Raw genomic sequence first — 22,326 nt, forward strand, 5'->3', positions numbered from 1 at the left:
TTCAACCGTCCCGGCCGGGTCCGGCCAGCGCACCCAGGGGGTCGGCGGTCAGCGCCGACTGCTCCAGAGTGACCTGAGTCCCGCCGGCCAGGTCCTTGACCACGATCCTCCCGGCGGCCTGTTCGCTCTCGCCCAGGATCAGGGCGTGGGAAAGCTTCAGGTTGTCCGCCTGGCGCATCTGGGCTTTCAGGCTGCGCGGCTCGGGGTCCAGCTCCACCCGCACGGAATTGCGAAGCTGCCGGGCCAGCCGGACGGCGGGCTCGAGCAGCGTATCCCCCAGGTAGACCAGGTAAAAGCCCGGCGTACGGGCCTCGGCCGCGGCCTGTGCGGCCAGTTGACTGTCCTGCGCCGCGGCCAGCAGCACGCGCTCCTCGCCCAGCGAAAAGCCGATCGAGGGCGTGTCCGGGCCGCCGCACTCGGCGATCAGACGGTCGTACCGTCCGCCGCCGCCCAAGGCCACCGAGCTGCCCAGCTCGCCGTGATGGTACTCGAACGCGGTGCGGGTGTAGTAGTCCAGGCCGCGCACCAGGCGCGGGTCCTTGACGAAATCGACTCCAAGCACCGTAAGCCAGCGCTGCACGGCCTCGTAATGGGCGCGGCTGTCGGGGCTCAGGCTGTCCTCGATGGGCGGGATACCCGCCGAAAGCTTCTGGCACGACTCCACCTTGCAGTCCAGCACGCGCAGGGGGTTCAGCTCCAGACGGGCCTGGCAGTCGGAGCAGAGTTCCTCCCGCCGCGCGCCGAAATAGCCGCGCAGCACCTCACCGTAGGCGGCGCGGGTCTCGGCGTCCCCCAGGCTGTTCAGGTGCAGGCTCAACCGGCTCACCCCGGCCGCGCGCAGGATGTCGCCCATCAGGGCGATCACCTCGGCGTCCACCAGGGGGTTGAGGCTGCCCACCGCCTCACACCCGATCTGGTGGAACTGGCGGTAGCGGCCTTTCTGCGGACGGTCGTAGCGGAACATCGGGCCCAGATAGTAGAGTTTCTGCAGCGGCCGCTCGGTCCAGAGCCGGTTCTCGATGTAAGCCCGGATCACCGAGGCCGTGCCCTCGGGCCGCAGGGCGAACTCGCGCGCCTTGCGGTCGGTGAAAGTGTACATCTCTTTCTGCACGATGTCGGTCTGCTCGCCCACACTGCGCAGGAAAAGCTCTTTCTGCTCGAAGATCGGGGTGCGGATCTCGCGGTAGCCGTAACGCTCGAACACGGCGCGGGAGGCGGCCTCGAGCGCCTGCCAGGCCGCGCTGTCGGCCGGGAGAATGTCCTGCGTGCCCCGTGGTGCGCTGTATTTCATCAAAGCCTCTTTGTACTTTCCTGGATTTATTTTTCGATCTTGGGCGCGGCCTGCCGTGCCCCAAAAACAAGTCAACTGCGAGCGGATCGGCTCAATTCGCGTTAATCGGATCACTGTAGGGGCGCACCCGCGTGTGCGCCCGGGCGGACACATGGGTCCGCCCCTACATCCACCTAACGACAACCCCGTGCGCTCACTCCGGGCCGATGGTGCTCTCGCTTTCCAGGACGGCGCGCGCCCGGCCGAACAGGCGCTGGCCTTTCAGCGCCAGCCAGGTCCAGGCAAACGCGAACGCCCCGGCGGAGTCGGCCATCAGGTCCCAGATATCCGCCGTACGGTGCGGGACAAACATCTGGTGGAACTCATCGCTCAGGCCGTAGAGCACCGCCACGAGCAGGCAGAGCCAGTAATTGCGCCGTCGGCGCACCGTGCTCTGGTACGCGGCGCGCACCAGCAGCAAGCCCAGCACCCCGTACTCGATGAAATGGACCAGCTTGTCCTGGTGCCGGAAAAACTTGAGGCGCGACACCGGTATGGGCATACTGCTCAAAGCGAATATCAACAGGAGCCAGAGCACCGGCAGCAGCCAGGGAACGAGCCGCCGTAGCGGGCAGCATTGAGGCCCTTTATTTGTCATCCACACCCCGATACACGTTCAACAGCCTTTGCCGCTCCAGTCTCACGAAATCATCCAGGGCTTGTTCCCAGGGCCGCAGCGGCGCGAACCCATCCCGCTCCAGGCATTCCGAGGCCAGGGCGCTGTTGGCCGGACGACTCACCCGGCTCGGAAACGCCGTAGCTTTAACCCGTTTCAGTTTCACCGCATCGATTCCCAGCCGGCCAAACAGCGCCGCAGTCAGCCCGTAGCGGCTGCACGAGCCGCCGCCCGCCGCATGGTAGAGCGGCCCCGGGGCCTCGCATAGCGCGATGCCGGCCAGCAGGCGGCTCAGCTCCACGCTCCAGGTGGGGCTGCCGAATTCATCCTCCACCACGTTCAACTCGGTGCGGCCACGGGCGGCGCGCAGGATACGGGTGAGAAAATTCTGTCCGCCCGCACCGTAGAGCCAGGCCGTGCGCACCACGGTAAGACCCGGCAGCTCGCGGCGGGCCAGGAGTTCGCCCTCCAGCTTGGTCCGCCCGTAGACCCCCAGCGGCCCGGTCTGGTCCGATTCCACGTAAGGGGCGGCCTTGGCCCCGTCGAACACGAAATCCGTTCCGATCAGGATCATCCGCGCCCCAAGCGCGGCGCAGGCGGCGGCCACGTTGCGCGCGCCGTCGACGTTCACCCGCCGGGCGGCCTCCGGCTCGCTCTCGGCCCGCTCGACATCGGTCCAGGCCGCGGCGTGGATCACCACTTGCGGCTTTTCATCCGCCAGCAGGGCGCGCACCGACTCAGGCACGCTGATATCGGCCCGGTCGAGGTCCACGCCCACGGCGGTCAGGCCGCGAGCGGCCAGCTTCGGCAGAAGGTCATGGCCCAGCATCCCGGCTGCGCCGGTCACGAGCACTTTCATTCGAGCTTCCCGTACATCTTCTCGTAATACTCGCGGTAGGCCCCGGACTTGATCCGCTCCCACCAGCGCGTGTTCCCGCTGTACCATTCCACCGTGCGGCGCAGGCCCTCGGCGAACGTCACCTGCGGCTGCCAGCCCAGCTCGCGGCGGGCCTTGGACGCGTCGATGGCGTAGCGGCGGTCGTGGCCCGGGCGGTCAGGGACGAAACTGATCAGGCTCTCATCCCGGCCCAGGATACCCAGCAGGGTGCGCACCAGCTCCAGGTTCGTGAGCTGTGTCCCCCCGCCGACATTGTAGACCTCGCCGGCCTTGCCCTTGTGCAGGGCCAGGTCCAGGGCGCGGCAGTGGTCCTCCACGTGCAGCCAGTCGCGCACGTTGAGGCCGTCGCCGTACACCGGCAACTTCTTGCCCTCCAGGGCGTTGGTCATCATCAGCGGGATCATCTTTTCCGGGAACTGGAAGGGCCCATAGTTGTTGGAGCAGCGGGTGATCCGCGTGTCCATCCCGTAGGTGTGTCGCCAGGCCCGCACCAGGTGGTCCGCGCCGGCCTTGCTCGCCGCGTAGGGGCTGTTCGGCCGGATCGGGCTGTCCTCGGTGAAAAAGCCCTGCTCGCCCAGGCTGCCGTAGACCTCATCCGTGCTGACCTGCAGGAACACCCCCACACCCGCCTTGCGTGCAGCCTCCAGCAGGTTGAGCGTGCCCAGGACGTTGGTCTGGGCGAACACCTGCGGCCCGGTGATCGAGCGGTCCACGTGGCTCTCGGCGGCGAAATTCACCACCGCGTCCGGACGTTCCGCAGCCAGAAAACTCTCCAGCGGGGCGGCCTCGCGGATGTCCAGGCGCACGAAACGGTGACGGTTGTCACCCTCCAGGGCGGCCAGGTTCTCCAGGTTGCCGGCGTAGGTCAGGCAATCCAGGTTGACCAGGCTGAGCTGCGGGTAGCGCGCCAGCATGTAGAGCACAAAATTGGAGCCGATGAAGCCGGCCCCTCCGGTGACCAGTAATTTCATGGTCCAGCTTTCCGTCAAATCTCAATAGAACTTGATCGCCCAGTCGTAGGGCACTTCCGGGTCATCCCAGGCCAGGCGCAACTCATCCGGGTGGTCGTACTGGTAGTGACGGTTGGGCAGGTTGACCACCAGCGCCTCTTTCTCGCCGATCCCTTTCCAGCCGTGCAGCACCATGGGCGGGATACGCACCAGCAGCGGGTTGTGCTCGCCGAGGAAGAACTCCTGGACCTGACGGTAGGTTGGGCTGCCGGGCCGCCAGTCGCAGAGGGCCAGCTTGATCATGCCGTGCACCACTGCCACGTGGTCGGTCTGATCGCTGTGGTAGTGCCAGGCCTTGACCACGCCCGGATGGACCGAGGTCATGTAGAGCTGCCCGAAACGGTCGAACAGCGCATCGTCATCGCGCAGTATCTCCATCAGACGGCCACGCTCGTCCGGGATCACCTTCAGGGTCTTGGTCGCCACGCCTTCTATCATCTCGCTCTCCAGTCTGAGGCGCTCGCCATCCGGCGGCCGTCTCAGAGGTTGTTCGCCCCGGTCTGGACCACCAGGTTGGCGGCGCGGTAGAGGGACTCGAACGTCCCTGCGTCGGTCCACCAACCCTCCAGGACCGAGTAGGTCAGCTCGCCGCGCTCCAGATAGGCGTTGTTCACGTCCGTGATTTCCAGTTCGCCGCGCGCCGAGGGCTTGAGGGTGCCGATTATCTCGAACACGCGGCAGTCATAGAAATAGATCCCCACCACCGCCAGGTTGGAGGGCGGGTTTTTCGGTTTCTCGATGATCCGCACCACGCGCCCGTCCTGCACCTCGGCCACGCCGAAGCGCTCCGGGTCGTGGACCTCCTTGAGCAGTATCTTGCCGCCGCGCTCCTGGCGCTCGAAATCCTGCACCGCGTCGCAGATGTTTTTCTCTATTATATTATCGCCCAGGACCACCACCAGCTTCTGCCCCTCGCAGAAATGGCGGGCCAGACCGAGGGCCTCGGCGATCCCGCCCTCGCCCTCCTGGTAGGCGTAGTTCAGACGGTCCAGGCCGAAAGCTTTGCCGTTGCCCAGCAGGCGGAGGAAATCTCCGGCGTTGTTCCCGCCGGTGACCACCAGGATATCCCGCACCCCGGCGTTGACCAGAGCCTGGATCGGGTAGTAGATCATCGGCTTGTCGTAGATCGGCAGGAGGTGCTTGTTGGTAACCTTGGTCAGCGGATGCAGCCGCGTGCCGAGACCTCCGGCCAGGATTACACCTTTCATGGTCCCTTCCCGTTTTCAGGGCGTCGAGTGCCCGATCCGGTCGCCGATATACGCAAAGCGCTGCCGGAGTCGGGGTTATCCTCCACTGCGACCTCTGTCCTCGGACTAAACTCAAATAAAACAATTGTTTAATATAACAACTTGACGCCTATTTTCAAGAATAACCGTCGCGCCCACCCCGCGGCGTGCACGATCCGGCTCCCTGAACAGAACCACTTGACAGAGCGCTCCGGCATGATTCATTGTATCGCAGACAGATTCACAATCACCCCCCTGGAGAAAGCCGCCCTATGCGCGACGTACTGAAAAGACTTGCAAGAATCCTGCCCCTGTCCGCCTGTCTGGCGGCCAGCCCCGTGATTCACCCGGATTCGGTGGACCTGCACCTCGAACGCGCCGTTTTTCTGGAATATCCCGAAGTGCTCAACCTGTCCGCCGTGGCGATCGATTCCACCGGGAGGGTATTCTTTGCCGATGACCGTGGGCCCACGCCTCCCGACTGGCAGCCGGAAAACCCGGTCCTGCTGGCCGCGGGCCTGGACAGCCTGCTTCACAGCGGCTCCGGAGTGGTGCGGCTTCACCCGGTGGGGCCGGCCCGAGGGGCGTTCGATTTCGCCGCCCTGGCGCAGAAAGCCGGCAAGGTGAACAAGTACGACCTGGAGGGACTCTGCCTGGCGCCGGGCGGCAAGCTCTGGGCCGTGGATGAGCGCGACCGCCTGCTGCTGGAGTTCGACCCATCCGCGGCGGAGATCGGCCTGGTGGCCGGGCCGGAGGTGCTGTTGCGCGGCCAGGAGGACCTTCTGGCGGCCGGCCTCAACACCTCGTTCGAGGGGGTGGCCCGCCTGGGCAACCGGCTTTTCATCGCCCACGAGATGCGGCCGGCCGTGGTCCTGGTCTACCGCCTGGACCGGGGCCTGGAGCTGGAAAAGAGGATCGAAGTCGCGGACAGCCCGGACCTGACCGATCTGTGCGTGGACAGGGGCAGGCTGTACGCCCTGGGACGGATGAGAAGCGAGGTCTACAAGATCGACCCGGAAAGCGGGCGCATTCTGGCGGTGGCCTCGTTCAAGACCTGCGCCGACAGCCTCAAGCACCGCTATGTGAATCAGCGCGAGGAATACCGCAACAGTGAGGGGTTGGGATTGACCGATGGTGTGATCCTGGTGGCGCTGGACGGGAACCTGCAAACCCTGCGGCAGAGCGACGAGCGCCGTCCGCTGCTGTTCATCTTCCCGCGCCCCAAGGGTTTCTGAGCCGCGGTGCTGGAGCGGCTCAGTCCTTGTCCCGGTAATCGAGCAGGCAGATATTGAATTGCAGAAAATCCCCGGCCGGGGCCGGCGGGCTGATCAGGATCACCTCGACGCAATTGACCTTGCGCGCCCGGCTTCGGTGCGCGCGGAACGTGTTCTCGCTGATCCGCCGCGGACCGGAACTCGCCGAGCAATGCCGGCCCAGAATCTCCTGCTGACAGATGAAATTCCGCACCACCAGGGCCAGGATGCCCTTGACCGTGCGCTCGAAGCGGTTGGGCTTGCGGCCGTCGATCTGCGCCGAGCCGCCGCCGCCGTTGAGCGAGGCCAGGGCCATGCTTTCGAGCAGGGCCTCCGGGAGCAACAGGACCGCCTCCAGGTCGAGCTGGCCGCGCACGCGCTGGCTGATCGCCACATCAAACCGGTTGATCGAGATCGTGGGATAGAACCCGCCCGGAATGAACCGCCCCCCGGTGACCCGGGGCAGGAGCTTGCCCAGTAGGCTGAAAAAGCACAGTTCGTGGCTGCTCTCGGCATTGCAGTAATCACAGTTGCCGAGTTCTATGGCCTCATCTCGGCTGGCCGAGTACTCATCGAGGCTCTGGAGCAGGGTTTCGCGGCTGAGCGTGCCCAGAGCGATCAAGGCCTCGCCCAGGGGGATATGATGGCTTTTCTGCTCGCGCAGGAGCTCATCGCGCTGCTCGGGAGTGAGAATTCCCAACTCCACGGACAGCGTGCCGAATTCCTTGTCCTCGGTCCACTGACGCTCTATGACGCGGCGGACATCCGCCTCGGAGAGAAAACCCTTGTCCAGAGCCAGTTTTCCCAGTAAACGGTTGTTGCGCACCTGGTATTCCAGGGCCTCTTTCAACTGATCGGCGTCGATGATGTTCCTTTCGAGCAGGAACTGGCCGAACAGCGTCGATCGCATCGCTCCTCCTTGGGCTGAAAATGCTTTTCTAACGTACTTCTATATTAAAGCACCATTTCCCTGTCCTGTCAACGGTGGCGTCGAGCGAAAAAAAATGGTGGGTGGCCTGCGGGGGCCCACCCACCCTGTACGACAACCCAGCCGGGATCAGAACCCGATGATATCCTTGTCATCCCTCGGAATGATCCGTCGGGGCGCTTTTTTCTCCCCACTTCTGGTCCCCTCCTCCGGCTTGGCGCCGGGCCCCTTGTCCGGACGGCCCGGCGAGGGACGTTTGACCTCCAAAGGCCCCCGGCTCTGAACGGCGGGACGGTTGTCCGGTTTCTTCACGAGCCGGTCCGGCCTGGAGGGCGCCGCCGGCGAGGCGGCCCCCTGGCTGAGGCTGAACTCGGTCACCATCCGGGTGAGCCCCTCGGCCAGGGAGGCCAGTTCATCCGACTGGGCGTTCATGTTGCCGGCCTGGGCGTTCAGCTCCTCGGCCGAGCTGGCCGACTCCTCGGCGCCGGAGGCGTTCTGCTGGGTCACCCGGTCGAGCTGCGACACCCCGGTGTTCACCTGCTCGATCCCGGTGGACTGCTCAAGAGCCGCGGCCGCGATCTCGCTGACCAGGTCGTTCACCCGGCGGGTGCCCTCGGCGATTTCCTCCAGGGAGGCGGCCACCTCGGCGGTGATCTCCACACCGCCCTCGGCGTTGTGCACGGATTCCTCGATCAGCGCGGACGTGTCTTTGGCCGCCTGGGCGCTGCGCTGCGCCAGGGAGCGCACCTCCTCGGCCACCACCGCGAATCCCTTGCCCGCCTCGCCGGCCCGCGCCGCCTCGACCGCGGCGTTCAGGGCCAGGAGGTTGGTCTGGAACGCGATCTCGTCGATGGTCTTCACGATCCGCGCCGTACGGTCGGAGGAGTCCTTGATCTTCATGATCGCCTCGCGCATGCGCTGCATGGAGAGGGCGCCCTTGTCGGCGCTCGCGCGCGCGGACATCGTCAGGCTTTTCGCCTGGTTGGCGTTGTCGGCGTTCTGCCTGGTCATCGCGGCAATCTGCTCCAGGCTGGCCGAGATTTCCTCCAGAGAGCTGGCCTGCTCGTTGGCCCCCGCGGCCAGGGCTTGGCTGCCGGACGAAATCTGCCCGCTGGCCGAATTCACCTGATCGGAGACCGTTTTCAGGTTGTCAACCGAATCGACGACCTCCCTGACAGTACCCGAAACCAGGCTCAGGGCCCTGCTAAGGGATTCGAGGGTCCGGTTGACATTGTCGCGCAGGTCGGCGAACTGCCCGTGGTAATCGCCCCCGACCCGGGGGGTCAGGTCCTTGGCCGCGGCTTTCTCCAGCACGCTCGAGGTTTCGTTGATCGGCGCCGAGACCGCGACCAGCAAATCGTTCAGCCCCTTGACCAGCTCGGCGTAGCTGCCGTTGTGGCTGGAAACGTCGGCCCGTTCCTGCAGTCGTCCGTTAAGAGCCGCGTCGGTAAGACGGCCCAGGTCGGCGCTGACCTGCTTTATGGCCCGAATCACCTCGCGCAGCGAATCCGCCAGCATCCCGACTTCATCCTCGCGATGAATATCGATCTCCTGATTGAGGTCACCCTCGGCGAGTCTACTGAGCCCTTTGCTGATAACGGTTATCGGATTGGAAATCCGGCGCGACACGAGGATAACCACCAGAATCACCGGGACTGTGGTGATGACAAGCAGCAGGATGTCCCGCCAAAGCAGCCCGCGCAAAGCTTTCTGGACATTTTCCAGAGAGATGTCGATACCCAGCAGACCATCCTGCCTGCCGTCGGCGGTAAGGATGGGTGCATAGGCGCTGAGAAAAGTCCCCCACTCGTCCGTATAAAAATCATTTTCGACCACCGCCGAGGTCAGACCGCCCAGCGACTGCTGCAACAGAGGCGGAGCATCCTCGTAGACATCGCCCAGATGTGACACTTGATCGGCGTTTTCCTCGGCATCCGCCACAAAGCTGGCCTGTCCTTTCTCGTTCCTGCGTATCGTGTAGACGAAGCGGATATCCGTACAGAAACCACGTATCCGCCGGAGAGCGGCGACCACCTGCTGGTACGCCTCACCCCCCTCGTCCTCCTTCCGCTGCAACAGGGCGTGCTTTTCGGTCGGAAGGCTCAGCACGCCGAGGGCGACATAATCCCGAACGCGCGTGCGGATATCCGACATCAGCTCTTTCTTCATCGACTGATAGGAAAGCAAGACCAGCAGACTCGATCCGGCCAGCCACAGGCAGATGAAGATCAACGCTATTTTCTTATCGATGCTCTTTATCGTAATCCGGCGTTTGAAAATGTACATTTCTAATTCCCTCCAAGCATCGCCAAGCATCCAAATCTGTCTTCACGATGAGATGGGCAATATCACAGATCGCACGATAGAGTGGCGCCGAAAAACAGGTGATCATCAAACGACTGAGACTTGCGCACTTGCCCGTCAATCAAGCTGGACCAGGAAAATACCGGAGTGACAGTCAGCCATTGGCGCAGCGTGAACGGTATTTCGAGCGAGAAGCCCGCATCGGCGAATGCGTTCTTCTCCACTTCATAATAGTACCCGTTATGGTTGGAGGAGCCCCAGCCGACAGTGGCGGAATATTCTATTTGAGTCTTGAGGAAATCGACCGGCAATTCATTCCCCAGGCTGAAAGAGACATAGGAGCCTTTGGCTTCATCAATGTCCTGGTTAATGCTCACTGTCGGCTGCATGAATGCATCCAGCCCGACCGCGAGAAAAAGTTCCGTGGACGAGATTTCACCAGTTTTCGGGTATGTGTAGTGCATTCCTCCAACAGTACAGCTCAAGGGTTTGATGGAAAAGTCGTATGAAAGTGTATAATCCACTTCGTTCACCTTGCACCGATCCTCGTTGGCATCACACAAGTCCATGTTAAACCAGACATTGCATGATAAACCTCTTTTGGACAGATTCACCGACGGCTGAAACACCGGACCGTCGGTAAGTCGGAGCCCCCGCCAGATATACCGGCTCATCACGGCGGTCGATACGTTTAGCTGTGTTTTCGATCCCTTTTCATTCTGCGCTGAATCAGCCTCGTTCTGACAGATCCCGGCAGACGACGAAAAAAGACACAATAATCCTGCCAACACTAACGGATATCTCATTCTTTGCCCCTGAACCCGCGGCTGAGGATTTGGAAAGACGGTTGGAAATAGAAAGTGGTATGTAAAATAAACCGAAGTATCAACTCGTACAACTGGAAATAACAAAGAGGGTCTCACTTCCCTGTGAGACCCTCTCCGGCACTACAACTCAGAAGTCCTTGAAATCCTCGTCATCCAGCGGGATCAGAGACTTCGGGCTCTTTCCGTTACGCGGCGCCCCTGAGCCGCCGTTGTTGACCCGGTTGCCTTTCGAGAACACGCTCCGGCTCGCGAGGTTGCTCCCGGACAGGCGCTCCCGCGCGCCGGAATCGGAACCGGTGCGCCGGGCCGGCGGGAGGCTCGCCTGCGGCCTGACCGCCGGGGCGCTCTCGGCCTGATGGGTCAGCCTGAACTCCGCCACCTTACGGTTGAGGTTATCGGCCAGAGAACGCAGTTCGTTCGACTGGGCGTTCATGTTCTCAGCCTGACCGTTCAGTTCCTCGGACGCGCTGGCCGATTCCTCGGCGCTGGAGGCGTTGCGCTGGGTCACCTGATCGAGCTGGGAGACGCCGGTGTTGACCTGGTCGATCCCGGTGGACTGCTCACGGGCCGCGGCCGCGATCTCACTGACCAGGTCGCTCACCTTGCGGTTGCCCTCGGCGATCTCCTCCAGGGCGGAGGCCACCTCGGCCGTGATCTGCACACCGCCCTCGGCGTTCTGCACCGAGTCCTCGATCATCTGGGCCGTCTCCTTGGCGGCCTGGGCGCTGCGCTGCGCCAGGTTGCGCACTTCCTCGGCCACCACGGCGAAGCCCTTGCCCGCCTCGCCGGCCCGGGCCGCCTCGACCGCCGCGTTCAGGGCCCGAAGGTTGGTCTGGAACGCGATCTCGTCGATAGTCTTCACGATACGCGCCGTCTTGTCCGAGGAATCCTTGATCTTGTTGACCGCATCACTCATGCGGTGCATCGACTGTGTGCCCTTGTCCGCGCTCTCACGCGCCGCCAGGGACAGAACCTTGGCCTGATTGGCGTTGTCAGCGTTCTGCTTGGTCATCGAGGCGACCTCTTCCAGGCTGGCGGAAATCTCCTCCAGGGAGCTGGCCTGCTCGTTGGCCCCCTCGGCCAGGGACTGGCTGCCCGCGGAAATCTGGCTGCTGGCCGAGTTCACCTGCTCAGAGGCGGTCTTGAGCTGATCCACCGAGGTGGCCACCTCGGACACGGAGGTCGAGACCAGGGTCAGCGCATCGTCCAGGGATTCGAGGGTCCGGTTGACATTGTCGCGCTGGTCGGCGAACTGTCCGCGGTAATCACCCTTGACCCTGGCGGTCAGATCCTTGTCGGCGGCCTTTTCCAGCACGTTGGAGGTTTCGTTGATCGGCGAGGCCACGGCGCCCAGCAGCTCGTTCAGCCCCTTGACCAGGTCGCCGAAGCTGCCGTTGTGGCGTTCCAGCGCGGCCCGCTCGTCCAGACGGCCGTCCAGGGCGGCCTGGGTCAGGTGCGCCAGGTCACGGTTGACTTGATCCAGGGCGCCCACCACCTCACGGAAAGAATCGGCCAGCATGCCCACCTCGTCCTCGCGACGGATCTCTATGTTCTGCTTCAGGTCGCCCTTGGCCAGACCGCGGGCGATCTCGGTGATACGGATAATGGGCCGGGTTATCATCCCGGTGAGCCAGAGAGCGAGGATCACGCCCAGGACCATGGCGATCACCGAACCGGCGATTGTCATCCAGGAGGTGCTGGACAGGGCCATGCGGGTGTCGCCGCTGATCTTGCGCGCCGCTTCGATGCCCTTGGTCGAACTCGCCTCGGACAGGGTCATCAGCTCCGCAGCCGCTTTCTCACGCTCCTGTCGAAGCTGCCCCAGCTTGACATTGTCGTCGATCAGGGTCTGGGTGGCTTTCTTATAACTCTCAGCCGCCGCGGTGATCACATCGAGCTGACGGAGGTTGACCTCCTTGTGGGTCAGGGGACGGATCTGTTCCAGCAGTTCGTTGATTTTCTGGAAATTGGGCAACGACTGCTCCATCAGCTCGGGCTGACGGAGGGCCTGGGCTTTCCAGACCAGCACCCGGGAGGCGTTGGCCAGGCTGATCACATCGTTGGCCTGATTGATCTTCTTCAGCCGCTCACCCATTTTGGAGGAACCGATTTCCTTGAGCGCATCGGCTTTCTGGCTCTCGACATACGAAGTGGCCTCGCGGATGAAATCGGCCGCTGCTGCGTTCAAGTTATTCCGGGCGGTGGCGTCGGCATCGTTCACGACTACTGTCTGATCCACCAGTGAACTGTAACGCTCGACCAGTTTCTCCATTTCATCGGCCTGGGAATTCAGCTCGGATAGATGACTGGACTTGGCTGCCAGGTCGCGGGCGGTCTGGATGCTCTTACGCACTTCGTCGAGATTCTCCCGTCCCAGCCGCAGCAACTCGGCGTCACCGGTAAAGCCGTAGCCGCGCATGTTGTACATGGTCAACAGGTTGGAGCGTTCTATGTCGTTCGAGACATCCACTTGCGGCATGTACTCGCTGTCAAGCTTCTTGGACTCACTCATCACTTTGCTCATGTTCCAGATAGTCACGGAACCGAGGACGAGCGTGATGGCGATCAGGGAGGCGAACCCCGCGCTGATCCTGGTTTTGAGCGTCATTTTCATTTTCCGTTCTCCCCTTGAGAATCGACCCGCTTTCGGGTCATGGCCTGGATTTCAGAATCAGAATCGCTGTTTGCGGCGCAAGCGCCGCCGTTCCGCACCGACAGTCTATTTCTCCCTGCCCTTCGAATTCTGGCCGAGCGTGAATTTCAAGTCCTCCTCCGTGGCCACCGCATTCAGGTTCAACAGCATAATCACCCTCTCCCCTTTTTTGCCGATCCCCTCGATCATTCCAGACTCCACATCCGGAGCGAAAGACGGGGCCGACTCGATTTCATCCGGACGTAAGTCCAGCACTTCCGAAACACTGTCGACCACGACTCCCACGTTCAGGTATCTGTCGCGCAGCCTCAAGTTGGCCACCATGATACAGCTTGTACGCGTCTTTTCGCGCCGCTCCATCCCCAGCCTCTCGCGCAGGTCCAGCACCGGGATCACGCTGCCGCGAAGGTTGATCACCCCGCTGATATGCTGCGGCGCCCTGGGGATCCGTGTGATGCCGATCATCCCGATTATTTCCCTGACTTTCTGGATATCCACTCCGAACTCTTCATCCGCAAGCCGGAAAGTGAGATATTTTTCCCCGGCTTCGCTCGCGCTATCCCTGCGCCATCTGGTTTCCATCGCTGCTCCCGTAATCTGCATCCGTCCCTCCAGGACAGATTCAAGTTTGACTTCACGACATTGCTCGAATGCTTGATGCAAATTCAGTTGATCAGGCTCTCATCCTTTCGTTCCGGTTGCCGGCAACCGCTTTCAGTCCTATGTTGGCCGGACCGAAAGCCCCTTCCTCGTGCAACTCGATAAAAGTTTTCGCTATCCTGGGATCGAACTGTGAACCGGAGCAGGTCTGCAGTTCGGCAAGAGCGAACTCCACGGAAAGCGCTTCGCGATAGGCCCGGGTGCTGGTCATGGCGTCGAAACTGTCCGCCACGGCGATGATGCGACCCGCGATCGGGATGCCCTCTCCGCGCAAGCCGTCCGGGTACCCCCGGCCGTCGTAGCGCTCGTGGTGATTGCGGATCGCGGGCAGGACCCCGGCCAGTTGTGGGATGTCTTTCACCATCTGCTCCCCGATCAGCACGTGGCTCTTCATCAACTCGAACTCCCGGTCGTTCAGGCGGCCGGGTTTGTTCAGCACCGCGTCCGGGATGCCGATCTTGCCGATGTCGTGGAGCAGGGTGCCGATATGCAGGTCTTTCAGCTCGGGTTCGCTCAGTCCGAGACGGCGGCCCAGGGTCATGGCAAAGGCGTTGACCCGGTTGGTGTGTCCGCCGGTATAGTTGTCCCGGGCCTCGATCGCGTGCGACAGCACGATCAGCGTCTTTTCGAACAGCATCTCGAGGTCGGAGATCAACCTGAAGTTGGTTATCGCGGTGACAGCGGAATTGGCGAGCGAGTCGACCAGGAACTTGTCGGTGGAGTTGAACCCGCCCGGCTTGTTGACCGCCACCAGCGCGCCGATCACCCGGTCATGGCTGATCAGCGGCAGGCGGATGCAGTTGGCGACCTCGACTCCGAGTTCGCGCAGCTTGCCCCTCAGAGAGGCGTCCGGAGAATTCTCGAGGTGATACCCTTTCTCATTGAGCCAGGTAAGGAACGGCTCGCGTTCGGGCAGCCCGCCGTGGAAGTAATCGGTGATCTGGCAGTCGGAACGCGTGTAACCGTAACAGCAACTGTCCATGCCGTCCTTGAAGGCGATGAAACTGGCATCGGCGTTTATCAGGTGCGCGGCGCTGCCAGCGAGTTCGCTCAGGATTTCCCGCAGGCCGCCGGCGCCGTAAATCTTGCGGCTGACCCACTGCAGCTGGTCGAGCAGCACCACGTAGTGCTGAAGCTCACGGTAGGTCATGTCCAGATCGGTCTCCATCTCCTGGAAACGGCTGGCCTCCAGCGCGTCGGTTTTCTTCTGCCGTTGCTCACGATCAATTTTCTCGAGGGTTTCCAGAAAGCGGATAATATCGAGCGGCTTGCGGAAGAAACCGTAAGCCCCCTGGTTGTTGGCCGCGATGGCGTTTTCGATGTCGGCGAACCCGGTCAGGATTATGACGCAGGCCTTGGGGTTTTTCAGTCGTATCTGTTCCAGCACCTCGATACCCGAGACCTCCGGCATGTTGATGTCGGTCACCACGACATCGAAACGCTCGGAGGAATAATTCTCGATGGCCGTGACCGGATTCGAGAACGGCGAGACCTCGAACCCGCTGATTGTCAGGGCGTCTGCCAGGGCCTCGAGGCTGCCCTTATCGTCATCCACCAGCATTATGTTGAGTGCTTTGTTCATTGCTGTTACCACCTCCGTGTCTCCCGGCTCGTATGTATTGCTCGATTGTCAAAAACTCTTGACTGGTGTTAATACAAGAACGGTGCCAATGGGAGGCGACGGAAATCAGATTCGCTTTTTCCTTGAATTACAACGAGTTACAACAATCACTCCAAGAGGGAAAACACAGCGGGGAGACAAGGCGCCAAATATTACAGCGCCTAATTTTTAAGCACTGCTGAAATGCACAGCACTGTTTGGGGAGCAGAGGGGAAGGTCTATTTAAGTCGGTTGTGCAGGGTGTTGCGGTTGACGTTCAGGTAGGCGGCCGCCCGGCTCTTGTTGCCCTCGAACATGTCCAGGACACGCCGGATCACGCGCTCCTCGACCTGACGCAGGTCGAGGCCCCCGGCGGGGAACCGGACCAGCAGTCCCTCGGCCGGATCGGCGCCGCCATCGGGGGCGGGCAGGTCGAAACGCTCCTCTGTGGCCAGGAAAGCCAGATGCTCGGGCGACACCTCCGTGGCGTCGTGCAGCAGCGTGACCCGCTCGATGGCATTCTGCAGCTCGCGGACATTGCCGGGCCAGGGATAATCCAGCAGTATCCTTTCGGCCTGGGGCGAAAAGGCGTGGAAGGCTTTCTTTCTCTGCGCGGCGAACTGCTCGAGGAACATCCGGGCCAGTTGCAGCGCCTCATCCTGACGCTCGCGCAGCGGGGGTATACGGATCCGTCCGGTGTTGAGACGATAATAGAGGTCGCGGCGGAACTTGCCCTCCCGCACCTGTCCGGCCAGGTCCTGGTTGGTGGCGCAGACAATCCGCACCGACACGGCGATGCGCTTGATCCCGCCCACCCGGAAGAACTCCCGCTCCTGGAGGGCGCGCAGCAGCTTGGGCTGAAGGTCGAGGGGCATGTCGCCGATTTCGTCCAGAAACAGGGTCCCGCCCGAGGCCAGCTCGAACTTGCCGGGCTGGCCTGTCTTTCTGGCCCCGGAGAACGCGCCGCCCTCGTAGCCGAACAGCTCGCTCTCGAACAGCGTGGGGGAAATGGCCGAACAGTTGATCGGGATGAACGGCTCCGGGCTGACCGCGGCGTGCCCGTAGTGCACCAGGCGGGCCACCACCTCCTTGCCGGTGCCGGTCTCACCCTCGATCAGCACCGGCACGGAGCGGTCCTCATGGAACCTCTCGGCCAGAGCGACGATCTCCTGCATCTTGTCGGAGAACACGCCCACCTTTCCTACTCCCACCACCTGGGCGAAAGCTTTCTGCAGGTCGGCCAGGCGGTCGCGGGTTTCTCGGGTGGCCTCGTCCACTTTCTCCCGGAACCGGGTGGTCAGCTCGCGGTTCTCCTCGCGCATGGCCCGGTTGTCGGCGATCCGGGAGACAATCAGCTCTAATTCCTCCAGGTTGACCGGCTTGAGCAGATAGTCGCAGGCCCCGCCGCGCAAGGCCTGGACCGCGGTGCTCATGTCGCCGTGCCCGGTGATGAACAGCAGGTCGGTCTTGTCGCCCAGCGGCAGGCTTTTCAGGTGCTGGAGCAGCTCCAGCCCATCCATGCCGGGCATGCGGATATCGGAAATCACCAGAGGGAAAGGCTGCGCCTTGAACGTCGCAAGCGCCTCGATCCCGTTCCCGCACTGGGTCACATCGTGATAGAGCTGGTCGGTCAGGTAGTCCGCCAGCAGTTCCCGCCCGTGCGGGTCGTCGTCAACGAGAAGAATTCGCATCCGTCCTCAGGTTCCTTTCCGTTAGCAACGGCAACATGACCGAAAAAACAGCGCCTCCCTCCGGGACCGGAGCCGCCTCCACCCGTCCTCTCATCTCATCCACGAAACGCTTGACAATGGCCAGCCCAAGCCCGGTGCCCTGTCCGGGTTTCTTGGTCGAATAGAAGGGGTCGAAAAGCCGGTCGGCCATCTCGGCCGGGAAACCCGGTCCGTTGTCCCGGACCTCGATCCTGACCTTGTCTCCGACCCGGACTGTCTTGACCAGAATGAATTTATCGTTTCGCGACGTTTCGTCCAGGGCCTGCATGGCATTGACCACCAGGTTGATCACGATCTGTTCCAGATTGATCCGGGCGCCCTGCACCTTGAGAGGTTCCCGGCAGTACACCGTTTCGAGATGGATGCCGTGGGAGCCGATCTGGTTCTCGATCAGGTCCAGCGCGCTGCACACGGTGTCGTGCAGATCGAACACTCCGGGGGGCGACTGGGTCGGGGCGACCCAGAACTGGCGCATGTGCTTGATGATCTCATCGATCCGGCTCACGTGTTCCGAGACTTTCTTGAATTTCTCCACCATCTTGCCCGGTATCTCGACCGGGTTGCGCTGGATCCAGAGCACCACGCTGTCGGCGGTCAGCTTGATCGCGTTGAGCGGCTGGTTGATCTCGTGGGTTATTCCCCCAGCCATCACTCCGATCGAGGCCAGGCGCGAGGACTGCTCGGCCAGGCGGGTGGCCTCGGTGCGCTTCCTTTCGGCCTCAATCAGCTCGTGCACCTGGAGATTGCGCTCCCAGGCGCCCACCACCATGTCGGCGATAGTGGTGAAGAGGTTTATTTCCTCCGGGACCCAGAAATGCAGCTTGTGGTGGACAAACAGCAGCAAGCCCTTCACCTGCCCGGCCAGGGCCAGGGGACAGGCCAGCAGGGCCTGTATCCCTCTTTTTTCGAAATATTCCCGCTCCTTGCCCACGGCCTCAGTCACGTTATGGATGAAATACACCTCGTTTTTCAGCACCGTGACGAGGAGACCGGGAGTATTGTCCTCGTTCAAGGCCAGAGTGCCGGGGCAGACCACAGTTTCATTCCCGGTTGGACCGGCGCCTGCGCTGAGCAGGGAGACCGCCGACTGGTTCTCGCCGAAGCGGAACAGGCAGGCGCTGTCGAGATGCATGGTCTGCCGGATGTCATCCAGCAGGAACCCGGTGACCTCGGAAAACGACTCCGCAGAATTGAGCCGCGAGGCGATCTCGGCCAGCAGGCTTTTCTGGCTCAACATCATTTCCAGCTTGCTGCGTTCGAGCTTGAGCGCCACTTCGGCCCGCTGACGTTCGTTGACCTCCTTTTTCAGCTCCACGTTGGCCTGAATCAGCTCGCGGGTGCGCTCCTGAACTCTTTCCTCGAGTTCGTCGTGCGCTTTCTGCAGCTTTTCCTCGGCCTGTTTCAGGTCGGTGATGTCCTTTTTCACCCCGATGAAATGCGTGATCTCGCCGTTTTCATTCTTCACCGGAGCGATCGAGGCCATCTCCCAGAACAGCTCGCCGTTTTTCTTCCGGTTGAGGAACTCGCCTTTCCATTCCCTGCCGGCCATGATCGTTTCCCAGAGAACGCGGTGCGTTTCGGCCGGAGTGCCGCTGGTTTTCAGTATCCGCGGGTTCTGGCCCAGGGCTTCATCGAACGAGTAGCCGGTGAGTTGGCTGAATTTGGGGTTGACATACTCGATTGCGCCCGTGCTGTCGGTAATCACGATCGAGGTGGGGCTCTGCTCCACGGCCACGGACAGCTTCCGCACCTGCTCCTCGGCGCGGCGCCGTTTGATCGCCAGGGCGTACAGGGTCGCCACCCGTTCCAGGATCACCCGGTGCTCCTGGGTGTAGTCCTCCTTCGCGTTGGCGGCGGCTATCACCCCCACCGGCTCCCCGTCGATCAGGGCCGGCACTGCGATGAAGCGGCCGATGTCGATATGGTCCTCCGGAACGGTCCCGTAACCGGCAAACGATTCGGCGCTGTTGGCGATCACCGGATTGCAGTCTCTGAGGCACGGGCCCCAGGGACCGGTGAATTCCTTTATCTCGATTGACTTGGAAAGGCCCGGCTCCAGTTTGACTATATCGTTGGTGGCGGCTGGTATGTTCAGGCTCCCGCTGCGCGCGTCGATGAACCCGGCGAAGCCAGCCGGGCTGCCGGTCAGGCCCCGGACATAATCGAGCACGGTGGCGGAGATGCTTTCCAGGGACGAGTTCTGGATCAGCCGCGAGGACAACTCGGCGAAAGAGGAATTGAGCCGTGATTCGACCGAGAGAAGCTCCTTGAGCTTCTTGTGCTCCAGTTCCGCCGAGGCGCGCGCCGCGATTATCGAAAGCACATCCTGCGCCCGGCGGGGCAGGTTGGTCACCCGCCTGAACACCGCGTTGATGATGCCGATCGGCCTCCCATCCTTGGCAGTCAGCGGGATGCCGATATAGCCCTCGGCGCCCAGACGGCGCAGCTCCTCGTTCCGGGGGAACAGCTCGGTGATCTTTTCCCGATAATATTTGAATCCTCCGGCGTAGACTTTCTCGCAGGGGGTGCCGGCGAGGTCGTAGTCGTCCACCTGGACATAGCCGCCGTCGACCATCATCGAAAGCGGGTGCAGACGGGAGGGGCCGACCAGCTCGCCGATCACTCCCACATCCGCCCCCAGCCAGCGGCAGAGCGTGCCCACTATCCGGTCGAAAAACTCCTGGCCGATCGTGCCCACCGAGCTTTCCACCAGGGTCTGGATCGCTTCCTCGGCGCGTTTGCGCTCGGTTATATCGGTGAGCCGTCCGCGCAGTCCGACCACCTGGCCGTTCTGCACCACCCGGGTGCTGACCGCGCGTATCCAGCGTGTCCCTCCGGCGCGGGTCCGAATCCGGTACTCGGCCGGTTCGGCATCATCCCGCAACAGCAGTTCGATCCTCTGCTCCAGTTGCGGCATGTCCTCGGGGAAAACGAACCTGTCGATCCCGCCTCCCACCAGTTCCTCCGGCGTGTAGCCGGTGATCCGCTCGATGGCCGGGCTGATGTAGCTTATTTTCCTGTCTGTATCCATGGAGTATATGACATCGCTGATGTTCTCCACCAGGTCGCGGTAGGTCTCCTCCGAGCGACGCAGGGCCTGCTGCGACAACACCCGCTCGGTGATATCCTCATGCGCCACGACCGCGCGGGCCGGTATACCCCCCGTAAAACGGGTGACCCGCAGGTTGAACCAGCGTTCGCGCTCCGGCGAATGGCAGGAGTACTCCAGCTCGAATTTGTCCTTTTTACCGGCCAGCACGTCCCGAATGCCCCCGGCCGCCAGGCGGGCCTCCCTTTCGGATCCACCGTGCACCCGGTCGCAAATTTCGAGGTAGTTCATCCCCACATGCTCGCCCCGGTCGCCCCCGTTGGCCGTGGCAAACTCTTTCCAGGCCCGGTTCACATACATGATCCGGCCGGAGGCCTCCACTATCGCGATGTGGGCCGAAAGCGAGTCGACCGTGGAGCGGATGAAAACCTCGCTTTCGCGGAGCGCCTCCTCGGCCCTCTTGCGCTCGTCTATGTCGGTCAGGACACCCTGAATCCCCTGCGGGACTTTGTTTTCATCGTAGAACGGGCGGCAGGCCGCCCGCACCCAGTGCGAGCGTCCCTCCCTGGTGAGGAGCCGTATCTCGGTGATATCCTCTTTACCCGAAAGCAGCACCTGGACAAATGCTTCCGCCCGCTGCCTGTCATCCGGCCAGATGACATCCTCGTACATCCGCCCGAGAAGGCTTTCCGGCTCGAACCCTAGGATGAGCTTGATCGCCGGGCTGACATATTCGATCAGTCCCTGGGCGTCAAGAGTGAACAGGGTTTCGCTGATGTTTTCCACCAACTGGCGGTATTTTTCCTCCGAGCGGCGCAGCACCTCCTCGAAACGAATCCTCTCGGTCATGTCGGTGAACACTCCCACCATCCCCGCGACCCGCCCCTCTGAGTCGTAATAGGTGGCCTTGTGGAAAACCACCTGATGCTCCTGGCCGTCCGCAGCCCGGACCACCGACTCGTAAGTCTGGGTTCCCGGGTTCTTCAGCAGCATCTGGTCGAAGCTATGGTGGTGACGGGCGTGCTCATCGAAGAAGGTCTGGAACACCGTCCGGCCGATCAGCTGGTCGCGCTTGATCCCGACAAATTCCTCGAAGGCGCGGTTGCAGCCCTGGTAGCACCCGTGGATATCCTTGTAGAATACCGGGCTGGGGATCGTGTCGATCAGGCGCTGAGAGAAATCGGCCTGCTGCTCGAGGTTGTTTATGCTTTCCCTGTGCCGGGTGATGTCGCGGGCGATGGTCAGCACCGCGGGCTGCTCGTGGAAGCGGATGATCACGCTGCTGAGTTCCACCGCCATGATCGACCCATCCTTGCGCCGGTGCTCGGTTTCGACCAGCAGGCGTCCCTTTGCCACAAGCTCTTTCTGACGCTCGGGGAAAAGAGCGGCGTTCCGGGCGGTGTCGAGGTCGAGCGGGGAAAGTCCGAGCAGTTCCTCGCGGGTATAACCCAGACGCTCATGGGCCAGGTGGTTGCACTCCAGGAAACGGCCCCCCAGATCATGGATCAGAATCGCATCCCCGGCGTTTTCGAACAGGGTGCGATAGAGGTTGTCCGATTCCTCCAGCTCCCGTTCGGCCCTTTTGCTGGCGGTTATATCCAGGATCACCGAGTACAGCAGGGGACGGCCCTCGCCGTGCAGGGGGGCGCTCACCACCTCCACGTCCCGCAGCGACCCGTCCGCCAGACGGTGCCGGCAGATAAAGCGCCCGCCCTCGCTTCCGGCCTTGCGCATGTCCTCCCACAGCCGCTCTTCCGGCTTGCCGTTGATTGCGCCGATTGTCAGCTCGAGCATCCGCTCGCGGCTGTAACCGTAGAAACGCAGGGCCTCCTCGTTGGCATCCACGATCCGGCCGTCCGCCGGGTCGATGATCAGCATCACCAGGCTGCCGACCTGGAACAGCACCGACAGGTCGCTGCCGGGCGCATCCAGCGACACAGCCTGGCATACCTCAGCCCCGGCCTCTTTTATCTTCCGCCCGCTCCTGCTCTTTTCGCCTGTCTTTGAACTCTTTTTTTCCATCTTGTACTCAGCACGACAGTGAAACCGGTTTTGGATGATACGGGATACAACGTGCCACCGAGAAAGGCCATGTTTATAACACCAAGGCCATCAGGATTTTACCTGACCCGCAATCGCGCATTTCAAGGCTCGATCTTGTTAAGCTTATAGAAATTATACAATAAAGACAAGTACCTCCGGCAAACGGGCGGGCTTCTCCGGTGACCCACCCGGCACACTT

At 62.2% G+C, this 22,326-nt stretch carries 15 protein-coding genes; 1 reads left to right on the plus strand and 14 read right to left on the minus strand.

The features are described from left to right. Window position 1: 1 nt before the first annotated feature. The 6 genes from hisS to LLH00_04490 all read right to left on the minus strand — a co-directional run bounded on the left by hisS (window position 2) and on the right by LLH00_04490 (window position 5,062). The gene (gene hisS / locus LLH00_04465; protein MCE5270517.1) at window positions 2–1,291 is read right to left on the minus strand and encodes a histidine--tRNA ligase; all 1,290 of its coding nucleotides are present in this window, start codon (window positions 1,289–1,291) and stop codon (window positions 2–4) included. Window positions 1,292–1,484: 193 nt separating this feature from the next. Then, window positions 1,485–1,928: a VanZ family protein gene (locus tag LLH00_04470; protein ID MCE5270518.1), complete on the minus strand. Its 444-nt coding sequence runs from the start codon at window positions 1,926–1,928 to the stop codon at window positions 1,485–1,487. Then, on the minus strand, window positions 1,918–2,805 hold the full coding sequence (gene rfbD, locus LLH00_04475) for a dTDP-4-dehydrorhamnose reductase (GenBank protein ID MCE5270519.1): 888 nt from the start codon (window positions 2,803–2,805) through the stop codon (window positions 1,918–1,920). Before rfbD ends, LLH00_04470 begins: the two co-directional genes overlap by 11 nt. Further along, window positions 2,802–3,815, minus strand: coding sequence for a dTDP-glucose 4,6-dehydratase (gene rfbB, locus LLH00_04480; protein ID MCE5270520.1), 1,014 nt, complete (start codon window positions 3,813–3,815; stop codon window positions 2,802–2,804). The genes rfbD and rfbB overlap by 4 nt, the downstream gene beginning before the upstream one ends. A 21-nt stretch (window positions 3,816–3,836) precedes the next feature. After that, window positions 3,837–4,292 carry a dTDP-4-dehydrorhamnose 3,5-epimerase family protein gene (locus LLH00_04485; GenBank protein ID MCE5270521.1) on the minus strand — a complete coding sequence of 152 codons (456 nt, stop codon included), beginning with the start codon at window positions 4,290–4,292 and terminating at the stop codon, window positions 3,837–3,839. Between the two features lie 41 nt (window positions 4,293–4,333). Continuing rightward, window positions 4,334–5,062 carry an NTP transferase domain-containing protein gene (locus LLH00_04490; GenBank protein MCE5270522.1) on the minus strand — a complete coding sequence of 243 codons (729 nt, stop codon included), beginning with the start codon at window positions 5,060–5,062 and terminating at the stop codon, window positions 4,334–4,336. Window positions 5,063–5,352: 290 nt separating this feature from the next. On the opposite strand from LLH00_04490, the gene LLH00_04495 reads away from it, so the two are divergent. Then, window positions 5,353–6,315 (plus strand): esterase-like activity of phytase family protein, encoded by a 963-nt coding sequence (locus LLH00_04495; GenBank protein MCE5270523.1) that lies wholly within the window; start codon window positions 5,353–5,355, stop codon window positions 6,313–6,315. 19 nt (window positions 6,316–6,334) lie between these two features. Here the strand turns inward: LLH00_04495 and LLH00_04500 are convergent, their stop codons facing one another. From LLH00_04500 to LLH00_04535, 8 genes are all read right to left on the minus strand, one after another. Then, complete coding sequence (locus tag LLH00_04500) at window positions 6,335–7,243, minus strand: hypothetical protein (GenBank protein MCE5270524.1); 909 nt, start codon at window positions 7,241–7,243, stop codon at window positions 6,335–6,337. 147 nt (window positions 7,244–7,390) lie between these two features. After that, the gene (locus LLH00_04505; protein MCE5270525.1) at window positions 7,391–9,547 is read right to left on the minus strand and encodes a methyl-accepting chemotaxis protein; all 2,157 of its coding nucleotides are present in this window, start codon (window positions 9,545–9,547) and stop codon (window positions 7,391–7,393) included. 62 nt (window positions 9,548–9,609) lie between these two features. Next, a complete protein-coding gene (locus LLH00_04510) occupies window positions 9,610–10,098 on the minus strand; it encodes a hypothetical protein (GenBank protein MCE5270526.1) in 489 nt (162 codons plus the stop codon). 421 nt (window positions 10,099–10,519) lie between these two features. Further along, window positions 10,520–13,006, minus strand: a complete 2,487-nt coding sequence (locus LLH00_04515) for a methyl-accepting chemotaxis protein (protein MCE5270527.1) — start codon at window positions 13,004–13,006, stop codon at window positions 10,520–10,522. 105 nt (window positions 13,007–13,111) lie between these two features. After that, window positions 13,112–13,627, minus strand: coding sequence for a chemotaxis protein CheW (locus LLH00_04520; protein ID MCE5270528.1), 516 nt, complete (start codon window positions 13,625–13,627; stop codon window positions 13,112–13,114). Window positions 13,628–13,718: 91 nt separating this feature from the next. Then, a complete protein-coding gene (locus LLH00_04525; GenBank protein ID MCE5270529.1) occupies window positions 13,719–15,287 on the minus strand; it encodes a response regulator in 1,569 nt (522 codons plus the stop codon). A gap of 257 nt (window positions 15,288–15,544) precedes the next feature. Beyond that, window positions 15,545–16,996, minus strand: a complete 1,452-nt coding sequence (locus LLH00_04530; GenBank protein ID MCE5270530.1) for a sigma-54 dependent transcriptional regulator — start codon at window positions 16,994–16,996, stop codon at window positions 15,545–15,547. Continuing rightward, complete coding sequence (locus LLH00_04535; protein ID MCE5270531.1) at window positions 16,977–22,022, minus strand: PAS domain S-box protein; 5,046 nt, start codon at window positions 22,020–22,022, stop codon at window positions 16,977–16,979. Before LLH00_04535 ends, LLH00_04530 begins: the two co-directional genes overlap by 20 nt. Window positions 22,023–22,326 lie beyond the last annotated feature (304 nt).

This window comes from bacterium, from assembly GCA_021372515.1.
Taxonomy (GTDB): Bacteria; Gemmatimonadota; Glassbacteria; order GWA2-58-10; family GWA2-58-10; genus JAJFUG01.